This is a genomic window from Paenibacillus cineris, assembly GCF_018333335.1.
Classification (GTDB): Bacteria; Bacillota; Bacilli; order Paenibacillales; family Paenibacillaceae; genus Paenibacillus_AQ; species Paenibacillus_AQ favisporus.
In genome coordinates this window covers 2,966,560-2,977,727 of sequence record NZ_BORU01000001.1, presented here as the reverse complement: position 1 = coordinate 2,977,727, position 11,168 = coordinate 2,966,560, and the positions used below count along the sequence as shown (strand labels likewise).

General features: G+C 45.0%; 10 protein-coding genes. 4 read left to right on the top strand and 6 right to left on the bottom strand.

Annotation, left to right across the window (positions count from 1 at the left end):
• The first annotated feature begins 299 nt into the window (after positions 1 to 299).
• Complete coding sequence (locus KI379_RS13840) at positions 300 to 1,223, top strand: alpha/beta hydrolase (RefSeq protein WP_212983907.1); 924 nt, start codon at positions 300 to 302, stop codon at positions 1,221 to 1,223.
• A gap of 106 nt (positions 1,224 to 1,329) precedes the next feature.
• Here the strand turns inward: KI379_RS13840 and KI379_RS13835 are convergent, their stop codons facing one another.
• A complete protein-coding gene (locus KI379_RS13835; RefSeq protein ID WP_212983906.1) occupies positions 1,330 to 2,826 on the bottom strand; it encodes a monooxygenase in 1,497 nt (498 codons plus the stop codon).
• Positions 2,827 to 2,850: 24 nt separating this feature from the next.
• The gene (locus KI379_RS13830; RefSeq protein WP_212983905.1) at positions 2,851 to 3,252 is read right to left on the bottom strand and encodes a RidA family protein; all 402 of its coding nucleotides are present in this window, start codon (positions 3,250 to 3,252) and stop codon (positions 2,851 to 2,853) included.
• 298 nt (positions 3,253 to 3,550) lie between these two features.
• Here KI379_RS13830 and KI379_RS13825 point away from each other — a divergent pair, with 298 nt between their 5' ends.
• On the top strand, positions 3,551 to 4,984 hold the full coding sequence (locus tag KI379_RS13825) for a PAS domain S-box protein (RefSeq protein WP_212983904.1): 1,434 nt from the start codon (positions 3,551 to 3,553) through the stop codon (positions 4,982 to 4,984).
• Positions 4,985 to 5,097: 113 nt separating this feature from the next.
• Here KI379_RS13825 and KI379_RS13820 read toward each other — a convergent pair whose 3' ends face one another.
• A complete protein-coding gene (locus tag KI379_RS13820) occupies positions 5,098 to 5,469 on the bottom strand; it encodes a MerR family transcriptional regulator (RefSeq protein WP_192713979.1) in 372 nt (123 codons plus the stop codon).
• A 117-nt stretch (positions 5,470 to 5,586) separates the two neighbouring features.
• Between KI379_RS13820 and KI379_RS13815 the strand changes: the two genes are divergently transcribed.
• Both KI379_RS13815 and KI379_RS13810 read left to right on the top strand, forming a co-directional pair.
• A complete protein-coding gene (locus tag KI379_RS13815) occupies positions 5,587 to 6,441 on the top strand; it encodes a patatin-like phospholipase family protein (RefSeq protein WP_212983903.1) in 855 nt (284 codons plus the stop codon).
• Between the two features lie 607 nt (positions 6,442 to 7,048).
• Positions 7,049 to 8,110, top strand: a complete 1,062-nt coding sequence (locus tag KI379_RS13810; RefSeq protein ID WP_212983902.1) for a DUF4037 domain-containing protein — start codon at positions 7,049 to 7,051, stop codon at positions 8,108 to 8,110.
• 190 nt (positions 8,111 to 8,300) lie between these two features.
• Here the strand turns inward: KI379_RS13810 and KI379_RS13805 are convergent, their stop codons facing one another.
• The 3 genes from KI379_RS13805 to KI379_RS13795 all read right to left on the bottom strand — a co-directional run bounded on the left by KI379_RS13805 (position 8,301) and on the right by KI379_RS13795 (position 11,152).
• Positions 8,301 to 9,218, bottom strand: coding sequence for an AraC family transcriptional regulator (locus KI379_RS13805; protein ID WP_212983901.1), 918 nt, complete (start codon positions 9,216 to 9,218; stop codon positions 8,301 to 8,303).
• 118 nt (positions 9,219 to 9,336) lie between these two features.
• Positions 9,337 to 10,119, bottom strand: a complete 783-nt coding sequence (locus tag KI379_RS13800; RefSeq protein WP_212983900.1) for a phytanoyl-CoA dioxygenase family protein — start codon at positions 10,117 to 10,119, stop codon at positions 9,337 to 9,339.
• Between the two features lie 193 nt (positions 10,120 to 10,312).
• Positions 10,313 to 11,152 carry an SDR family NAD(P)-dependent oxidoreductase gene (locus KI379_RS13795; protein WP_163875083.1) on the bottom strand — a complete coding sequence of 280 codons (840 nt, stop codon included), beginning with the start codon at positions 11,150 to 11,152 and terminating at the stop codon, positions 10,313 to 10,315.
• Positions 11,153 to 11,168 lie beyond the last annotated feature (16 nt).

Here is an 11,168-nt window from a genome sequence, read left to right as displayed (position 1 = left end):
TATTGAGGAGAGCAAGAGTATGGATATTTTCCGTTTTGATAAACAGGTCGGAAAGCAAGAATAAGATATTAGTCGAGATGAAATGGTTCTGAAATCCGCATTGAGTTAACCGGAACCGCTAGCTCACTGAAAACATCTGGAGGCTGCTGGCTTTTTGGTCGGCTGCACATCGCTCCCTTTAATCGAACATACATTTTGTGTATATTTAACACACACCAATCAAAGGAGGTTAAATATGAGATCAATTGATTTAACAAGAGTTTCCTTCAACAAGTAATAGTTAGAGGTGTAGAAAATCTATGAACGTATTTTTTAAAGGAACAAAAATGGTATATGTATTGCTCATATTGTTAGTAATGATTACAGGATGCACCACTAATAAGCCTATATCTCCATATGAAAATCAATCTCTATCTAATCAACCTCAAAATACGAAACCTATAGAAGATGCTGTAAATGAAACACCAGCTGCCGAAGTGAAGAACATACCAACTAACAAACCGATTGATTATGATCCTGCCTGGCCGGATCGTTCGGTGAAATCTTCTAACGGGCATCTTGTGAACAGTTGTGTTCCTGAAGAGCTACGGAATAAAGCAACTACATTAACAACCAGTGATGGTGTATATCTGTCGGCACTTGTGCTTGGCAGCGGAGATAAAGGAGTCCTGCTTGCACACGAGCAAGGCTATAACATTTGCTCTTTTCTTGACATGGGAACAGAGCTGGCTGATAGTGGATATCTCGTTGTTATTCCTGAATATCGTAATCATGGTGCTTCACAGAATATTCCGGAGGATAATCAGAATATAGATCGTGATGCAGATGCTGCCTTAAGCGAACTCAAGCGATTGGGGGCAAAAGGAGTGTTTTTGGCAGGAGCATCATGTGGCGGTAGTACAGCAATCATTGCTGGCGTTCGTCAAGCGCTGCCTATTGAGGGGCTGATTGTTCTTTCTTCTCCTGCACAATGTGGACCACTTGATGCCATTCCAAGCGTGGAGAAGATAAAAGCACCATCCGTGTTTGTTTTTTCACCTGGCGATTATGGAGGCTCCATTGAAAAAGAAGTGCGCAAATTATATCAAGCATCCGGAGCAACGGATAAAGAGCTGATTGTGGATGAGAGTGGTTATCACGGAACAGATATGTACCACAGGGGAGAGCACGGTGATGTATTAAAGTCCAGGCTTATTGACTTTGTTAAAAAGGTATTTAATTAAAGTAAATCAGGCGTAGTGTTGTAAGACGACAAAGAACATACATGATTAAAAGCCGCTTAAGAGCGGCTTTTTTTGTTTTAACGGCAGATTTATGATGCTTGTATGGCTAACCCGTTATGTCTCCACACCAGCGAGTGATACCTTCATTTATTTTTTGCATTGGATTCGCCTCAGATAGAGAAATCGCCCAGGCAATATGTCCATCCGGACGAATAAGTGCCGTGTGGACGTCGTTCCAGTCCGCGTCTGCCTCAGCCAAAGATGCATGTAATACTTGAAGGTTGCTGTACGTTTCCCATTGGCCGCTAATCTGTTCATTAGAATGGAACTGCAGCAGAAGAAAAGTACCTTTGTTTAGGAGCGGATAGGAGTTAATCAATTGCCCGTCTTTCAGGTTTAAGCAGAGATCTTTGAACCGTTTCCCGTTTAAAGGATGGGAAGGCGCTTCGGCGTCGGGTGCATAATGTACGTCCATGGCGGAAATCTGTGCAGCGATTTGATAATTAGCCTCCGGTATTTGAATCAGATCAGCCAGCATGCTTCGCAGTTCCGTGATGGGAGGAGTCACGTCCAGAAGCAGGGTTTGGACCTCGGTATTCCGGAGCAAGGCCGTATTCCATGGAAAACGTTCGGTATGATAACTGTCCAATAGCCATTTCGGAGCCCAGCCTTTGATGGCTCCTGCAAGCTTCCAACCTAAGTTCATCGCTTCTTGTAAGCCGACGTTCATTCCTTGTCCACCAGCCGGAAAATGAATGTGCGCCGAATCTCCTGCTAAGAACAATCGACCATTCCGATAGCGACCCGCCTGCCGCGTCGCATTTCCGAAACGGGACATCCATTTTACATCGTTCAATCCCAGGTCGCTTCCGGTCGTACGGATGAGTGATGAACGAAACTCTTCCAGTGTAACCTTCTCATCCTTAGAGATGTTGCGTCTCTCCATATCGATAATCAAGACCCGATAGATACGATCATTGATTGGCATGATGCTGACCAAACCTTTTTCTGTAATTCGGGATATAACACTCATAGGAGCCAAATCAGATAGAACGGCATCTCCCAGAATAGCCGTAAAGGTCGCATCTGTACCTTCAAAGGATATATTTGCAGATTTGCGAACCAAACTTCTGGCTCCATCCGTACCTACCACATAAGCTGATCTTAACGTTGTTTCTCCATGAGGTCCGGCGATCTTAACGTCGACCCCATCCTCATCCTCATGCACAGATAGAGCCTCAAACCCTCTCCAGACCTCTGCGCCAAGGCTAAGAGCCCATTCCTCCAGCGCCTTCTCCGTCTCACTCTGCGGTAAAAAGAGAGTGTGATTGGAAGAAGAATCCAGCACAGAGAAATCCAAAGGGGTTTCTAATCCGGCAAAATGTCCTCTCGAAAGTAAGCGGCCTTTACTGATTAGTTGTGATTTCACTCCACGCATATCTAATATTTCAAGGGTTCGTGGATGTACGGTAAGCGCACGTGAATACGGGGTTGTCTCTTTTAATCGCTCAATGACGCAGACCTTTACACCGGCTAATGCCAATTCTCCAGCTAACATCATGCCGACAGGTCCGCCACCGATAAGGATGACTTCATATTTCATATCAATAACCTCTTTTCTTAAACATTATGGGAAGATTACGATAGCGTCTATTTCGATAAGCCATTCAGGATCGGCTAGTGCTTGAACGCCAATATAGGTACTTGCTGTCTTCGGCCAGTTAGAGCCAAACACATGAAATCCGGCGTCAAAAATAATCGAAATCAATGCCGGGTGGTGGTTTACCACAAAAATGTTCATTTTTGCAATGTACAATGGATCCGCTCGCACGGCTTCCAATGCATACTTAAGATTGGTGAACACTTGAATCGCTTGCGCGTAATAGTCCCTTGAACCGACCAATGCGCCTGTTTCATCTACAGCAACCTGACCTGAGATGAAGGCCAGTTTAGAGGCAGTAGTTACCACGACATGGGAAATGACAGATGTAACTTGATCCGTCAATGTCTTGGGATTCACGATTTCCATAGGCAGGCATGAACCTCCTTCATTAATTATTGTTTCACTTGAATCTTTTTCGGTACTTATAAAACAGGACGTTATAAAAATTATATATAATTATTGTTTCATGTGAAACAAAATAATTGTACATGGTCACTCTTTATCCTGTCAACCCCAATCTCAATATGCGAGTAAGTCTATATTTCTCTGGAAACAATCTGTGATATGATGTGGCAAATAAGTCGAGGAGCCATTGTGAAGGACTTCCTAAAATGCTTGTCGAATGTGTTCCTATTCGAGCCCTTCTGAAGAGGTGTTGAGACCAATGCTTAGGAAACCATCGGACAAGGATCTAGAAAAGTACTTCCAGGATATTGAGGAAATATTACGAGAGCAGCAAGGCATGACCTTCAAATTTATAAATGAAGATGGACGGTTTGTTCATACTTATTGCGCTGGACAATTAATGTCCAAAATGGGTTTGGAGGAAAGAGACGTCATTGGGAAAGAACTTAAGGACTTTCTCCCCGCTGGGAAAGCGGCAGCCAAGGAACGGCACTATGTTAAAGCCTGGGAAGGAAATGAAGGAGTCACGTATGAAGGGGAAGCGAAAGGCATCTATTATTTGGCATCTCTGAGGCCAATTCGACGAGATGGTAAGGTCATTGAGGTTATTGCCTCATGCGTGGATATTACGGAACGGAAAAAGGCGGAACAAGAGCTGGAAAGAACTAAGAAATTGCTGGAATCGATCATTGATGACTCGGCAGATGGTATTTGTATCATAGATACAGGGGGAAATGTGATACGTGTAAACCATTCATTTGAAATGTTATATGGTTGGTCTGAAAATGAGTTGATTGGCAGGCAGTTGCCCATTGTCCCGCCGGAGATGGAAGATGAATTCAAATCCATTACCCAAGAAATCCAAGGTGATATGCTGGCAAAGACTTTTGAGACGGTTCGGCAGAATAAGGCCGGAGAGTTAGTACATGTTTCTATAACCCTTTCTCCAATTAAAAATGGCTACGGCGAAATTATTGCATTGACAGGCATTACCCGGGACATCTCTGAGCGCATAAAATCTGAAGAATTTTTCCGGAAAGCAGATAAATTAAATGTTGTTGGACAATTGGCCGCAGGGCTAGCACACGAAATCCGCAATCCTTTAACATCACTAAAGGGCTTTCTTCAGCTTATGAAGGAATCTGATAAGAGAAGAGTCGAGCACTGTGAGATTATGTTATCTGAGGTCGACCGGATGAATAGTATTATCAATGAGCTATTGATATTCTCCAAGCCGCAGCCGAAGGTTTTAAAAAGGAACGATATAGGTACCCTTTTGTATAGTGTAATAAATTTATTAGAAGCCCAAGCTACAATGAATGGGGTTCAAGTTTACATAGAAATACATGGAGATCTTCCTCCAATTTGTTGTTCGGAAGTGGATATTAAACAAGTGTTCGTCAATGTATTAAAAAATGCAATTGAGGCAACTCCGAATGGTGGCAAAATTCAGATCGTCGCCTTTGAGCAATTGAATGAGCTCATGATCCGTATTAAGGATGAAGGTGTTGGGATACCTACTGACAGCCTTCATCGGTTAGGGGAACCCTTTTATACGACAAAAGAACAGGGGACAGGGCTTGGTTTAATGATGTGCTATAAAATTATTCATGACCACAAAGGGAACTTGAGCATCCGAAGCGCACTTAATCAAGGAACCACGGTCGATATCGAATTACCTGTTACGGACTAACTGCTCTGGAATATCGATACGGTGGTTTGAGTTTAACAGTAAAAATAGTTTAAGGAAAATAGAGGCGAGAACTATAGCTGAAGTGTATTACGATAAGAGCATAAACGATTTTCTTATGTTCCCTTCTTCTCCAGCAGCGCCAATTTATTGTCTAGCATCCGAGCGAGAAGAGATTGCGATTGTTCCAATTCTCTTTTCCTATGGTCCATTTCCTTCATCTTCTTACGCAAAAATTCAATGGCCCGGGAGAGCTCAAGTTTGTTCCCGTCTTCTTCCTTCAAAATAACTTTGATTTCCCTTATCGTAAAACCCGCAGCCTGAACCCTTTTAATCAGTAAAAGGTGTTCGACCGCTTCCTCGGTATATTCACGATAATTATTGTCCCTGCGCTCAACGTGGCGTCTATCCAGCAATCCTTCCTTCTCGTAATAACGAATGGTCGGCGGATTTAACCCGGTCTTCTGCGCCAGCACATGAATTTTCATACTTCCTCCCGCGTAAGGCTTGACCTTCAAGTATACTTTATAGTTTATACTTTAGAGGTCTAATGGAACCTTGTCAAACCTATTGGCACAATAGTCGACCAGAAGGAGGAGCTGTGAATGAACGCTCAGAAAAGGAATTCACCGACCAGAGCTGTAGTTTTGGGGGGCGGTGGCGTGACGGGGATCGCATGGGAGGTTGGTGTCTTAGCGGGTCTGCTCGAATCCGGAGTAGACCTCCATCGAGCTGACGTGATCATCGGAACGTCCGCCGGTGCCTTTGTCGGAGCAGCCTTGGCCAGTGGATACGACATGAATAATCTGTTTGCCGCCCAGTCGGAGGCGAACGCGGCCGAGTTACCGGTCGCCGCTTCCGATGAATTGAGGCAAGCGTGGTATAGGGCATTTGCCACGGGAGGAAGCGATCCGCGAAAAGTCGGGGCAGAATTTGGCCTTATCGCCAAAAATACTCCCTCCCCCGTGTCGCCTGAACAGCGGCGCGCCGTGGTCGAGAGTCGCCTTGTGACCAGAAAATGGCCGGCGAATCTTAAGGTGACCGCCATCGATGCCGATACCGGGCAACTTCATACTTTCGATCATCAATCGGGAGTTTCTTTGCTCGATGCCGTGTCAGCCAGCGGAGCCGTTCCGGGAATTTGGCCGCTTGTATCGATCGGTGACCGCTCCTGGACCGACGGAGGAATGGTGTCCACGACCAATTCAAGGCTGGCTGAAGGTTACGATCGGATCGTGATTCTCTCCCCGATGCCAAATGGTTATGGCTCCATCCCGGGAGCGGCGGAGGATGCGGCAAGCATGCGTACAAACACGGACGTTTATCTCATAACTCCCGATGAACGCAGCGTTGTGGCCATCGGCCCGAATCCATACGACCCGGCCCGCCGCAGCGTAACAGCGATCGCCGGACGGGCGCAGGGATGGTCTATAGCCGAAGCCGTTCTGACTATTTGGTAAGAGGGCGTTTCTTTCTGTCCTAACGGACAAGAGGGTGCAAAAGATGGCGGCGATTTCGCTCGTTCATCTTATTTATAAAGTACAGCTGACAAGGAAAGGTGCTCATCTTGCGAATCCATCGAAGCATTAAGCTATTTCAAGGGCCGATTGATCTGTACGTCTTGTTTACGGGAAATAAGAGGACCTTAACGGCATTTGGGCCAAGCTTGGAAGCGCCGCCGCAAGAAGAACAGAAGACAAGGGGAAAACAAGTGGATACTCGGGAACGATTGGTCGAGGTTTACGAACGTATCCTAATGCTATTCAAATTGAATGGGCAGGAATTCTCTGGGTCACTCAGTGTTATGTCAGTTATTTGATTCGAACTATGGAAAAAGCCAACTCATTCATCTGAGTTGGCTTTTTCCATAGGCATGGTTTGACTACATAATAGTCAAGACATCACGATCCAGCCGTTTTAGCTCTAAGAAGGCTCATTACGCTAACGGGGAGGATAGTTCTACTATAATGTTTTTTTAACTATACATTGCATCCAGATTATGTTGAAATAATGAGTGAATGGGCTTAAATATGATATTTGTGGTTGATGGACTTGGGGGAATGGGAAATGTCATTTATCAAAGGAATAGAATTATGCCGTCGATTTCATATCGAAATCGTTGAGCCTGTAATGACGGACAAATACTCGTTCTTGTCTTATTCATCGGCTCTAATTGGTCCCGGTAGCGAAGTGCTCGGATATGATACAGAAATGTCGACTGATCACGATTGGGTTCCCCGGGTATATCTTTTTCTTAACCAACCAGATATCGGGTATTCCGAACACATACAATCAACACTGCAAGAACGAGCTCCAGAACGGTTCTATGGCTTTCCTGTAGATATAGGGAGGAGCGTACTTACCACGGTGCCGGGGTTCATTGAAAGTTACCTTGCTGTAAGCAATATTGAAGAGTTAGAGCCTGTAGATTGGCTAACCTTTCCTTCGCAGTCACTTCTCGAAATAACACGGGGGGAAGTTTATAGGGATGATAACGGTCAACTTTCCACATTACGCAAACGATTCGAATATTACCCTCACGATATTTGGTTATACCTTATGGCATCCAGTTGGCAGCGAATCGGTCAAGAAGAACATCTGATGCATCGTTCGGGTTTTATAGGGGACGAACTTGGCTCAGCTATTATTGCTTCTCGCCTTGTCCGCGATATTATAAATCTCTGTTTTCTCATGGAGCGTCAATATGCACCTTATCCAAAATGGTTTGGTACGGCATTTAAACGTTTGAAATGTTATGATCAATTACTTCCTTACCTTTGGACTGCTCAAACGGCAGTTACATGGAGAGAACGCGAGTGTGCTTTGAATAATGCTTACAAACATCTATCACATATGCACAACGGACTAAAGATCACTGAAAAGATTCCCGATGAAGTTTCATACTTTTTTGATCGTCCTTTTAAAGTCATGAGGGGTGAAGATGTTGCTTGCCTCATCGCAAATCAAATTGTCGATACAGACATTCGGCAGTTATCCAAAAAACGTTTGATTGGTAACATTGACCAGATCACAGACAACACTGATTTCAGGAACATGAATAAGTGGTCTGAGGGAGAAGGAGTTTACGCAAGAAAAGCTTTGAAAAAACTATTTAAGCCCGGTTTGTAATTTAAATCCAAAAGGCTTCCACGGTGACCGTTAAGAGCCGGGATGAGGCGCTGCAGGCTGTGCTTTCCAGAATCGACCCCTGCGGCACTGTGCAAGAAGTTTTCGAATGGCACGTTGGTCGCTGATTCCATTGAATATTATAAGCAGAATAAAACTTGCCCGATGCCATACGGCCAATCGATGACGCTGCTTATGATGGTGGAGAGTTAGAAGCATGTGTAGCTGTTGTGGCTGCATTGCGGTATTGGCTGGGTGAGAATCCAACCATATGCTTAAACATTTTATTGAAGAAACTTAAGTCCTCGTAGCCGACATCCTGGGCAACTTCCATAATTTTGCGATCGGACTGCTCCAGCAGCTGCTTCGCCACTCGAATGCGTGTCTCGTTGCGGAATTCAGTAAATGTCTTGCCGATATATTGCTTAAATTTGGTTGAGAATCCGGTCTGACTCATCCGGCACATCTCGCTGACCTGAGCAAGCGTTAACGGCTGTGCGTAATGCTTGCGAATAAACTCGCTGATGTGCAGGATGACCTTCTCGTCAGACGATAATTCCTGCAGGGGGGAATGTTTCCGGTCGTGATGGCAGCGGCTCAAAAAAATAAAAAGTTCAATCAGGCGCGTCTTCGTCAAAATACGATATCCAAGCTTTTTCTCTTTGAAATCGAGAATCAAGCGATGGAGAAGGGATTCCATTTCGATCTGTTCATAAGGCTTCAACCGGAGATGCCCTTGAAAACGTACTGTCTTTCGAAGAAAGGGTTCCAAGTAGAAGAAGTCTACGAAGGAGGCGACATCGGCGAGCGGCTCCAATTCGCGCCGTAACAACTCGGGTTGAAAGAGCACGTTATATACGACCGGGAGATGCGTATGGCCCGCTCGATAAGCATGCTCCTCATTCGGCTCGATCATGAAAACGTCGCCTTCCGCAATATTGTAGTACTCTCCCTTATAGTAATGCTCTCCTTGTCCTTGGGCAACGTAAGCAAGCTCGATGAATTCATGCGAATGGGAGGGGACGATCTCCCCCGAGCTGAATCGGTAGAGAGCGGCATGAAACAGGAAATCTTGGCTTTCTAGGAACTTTCCGCTGTCCATTCGTGTCATGTGATCATCTCCAATATTTAACAATAGGGCTGTTCATGACTAAATTATAACGCGTTGCAGGCAAACCGATAAGACAGAAAAGGCGGGCTAGATCGAATGACCCCGCCCGCTTTCGTGTCTATGTCTGTTTGGCGACCAAAGGAAATAAACCGCCCCCGAACGGTTTCCCTCCCTCAAGACCTGCATGGTCTGTTACTAGGTGGCTTTTGCCGCTGTAAATGGTTCCGTCCGGCATGTAAATGATTGCCAATACACGTCTTGGTTCGTCGCTTTGATTCGCGTGTGCGAAGTGGAAGGTGAGACCATGGTGGAACGTGCAGCTGCCTCGTTTCAACGGGACCTTCACCGGCTTCGTCTTCTCCAGCTCTGTTCCTTTGATCTGATCATATAAGTCCTGAGGGTCTGCTAAGTTAATCCCCCGCAGCGTGCCCACCTTATGGGAGCCAGGAACAAACATCATGCAGCCGTTATGTTCGTCGACATCATGCATTGGAATCCAGACAGACAAGGCGCCGGGTTCAGTCATCGGCCAATACGGAAAATCCTGATGCCAGGCCGTCGGCTTGGAATCCTGCGGCATCTTCCATAATCCGTGGTCATGGAAGAGGCGAATGCCGCTCGCGCCGCTTAGCTTCATTGCCATCTTAGCCAACTTGGGGTGAAATGTGTAACGGCTCATACCGCCATGATCGCGCCAAAGGTTTACCTTCTGGTTTAATACCTTGTAGTAGCTTTCGCCTTTGACAGAGGTGGCTACCGAATGATTACTTTCCTGTGACATGGCTTCCTCCAAAAACTCGGATAATTCATTCATTTCTTCTTCCGTTAGGGCATTCTCGATTTCAACGAAACCATTCTCCTGATAAAAATCAATTTTGCTTTGCGGTAACAGTACTTCCATCGCGATAACTCCTTCCAACGTATAGGGTGGTCATCTTTGATAACACATTACCAGAGGAATATGTTCTGATTCTTGGTTTTTTCTACAATACAGTAAGGTTATTTTTCAAATAGCTGCATGTGCAAGCAGAAAAAAACGCTCATTAAATGAGCGTCAACCAATCAATGACTACAACGGTTATTGATAACAAAGATTAGTTACTATCCGTTCGTTCACTTATTTTCTTATTTGCCTGCATATCTTCAAGCAGCTTGTTATATTTTTCGGTTGCCCGCTGGTATGCGTCGGATCCTAGAAATAAGCAGGTCGGTGGATTGTCGGATTCTACCAGCTCGATAAAAACTTCAGCAGCCTTTTCCGGATCACCAAGCTGCTTGCCATGATTTGCAGCAAATTGTTTAATACCTTCGTGGAGAGGAAGATAATCCGCTATTTTATAATCCGCGACAACAAGAGATTCGGCTGAGTTAAACTCAGTTCTAAATCCCCCCGGCGCAACAACCGTTACATTAATGCCCATAGATCTAACATCCTGGGCTAACACATCAGACATCCCAATAATAGCCGACTTTGTGGCAGCATAAATACTCCATCCCGTGTGTGGGGCAACTCCAGCGATGGATGAAATATTAATGATGTGGCCATAGCGTTTCGCCCTCATGTAGGGTAAAACACTTTGGATCACGTAAATACTGCCAAACACATTAACTTCGAAGTTTGACATGATTTCTTGTTGTGAAAGTTCCTCAATTGCTCCTCCAATTCCGTATCCGGCGTTATTGACCGCCACATCGATTTGTCCGAAATATTCGTATGCCAATTTCACGGATTGATCAATAGACTCGGAACTTTTTAGATCCACTTGCAGTGGCAAAAAACGACCCTCGCGGACCTGGCCAACAGCTCGTTTCAGCTCATCTAAGTTTCTTGATGTAGCAGCGACCCGGTAATTGTTACTTAATAACTTTTTTACAAGAGCAAGTCCAAGACCTTTCGAAGCTCCTGTAACATACCATACCTTTTGATCCAGCAATGATATCTCATCCTTT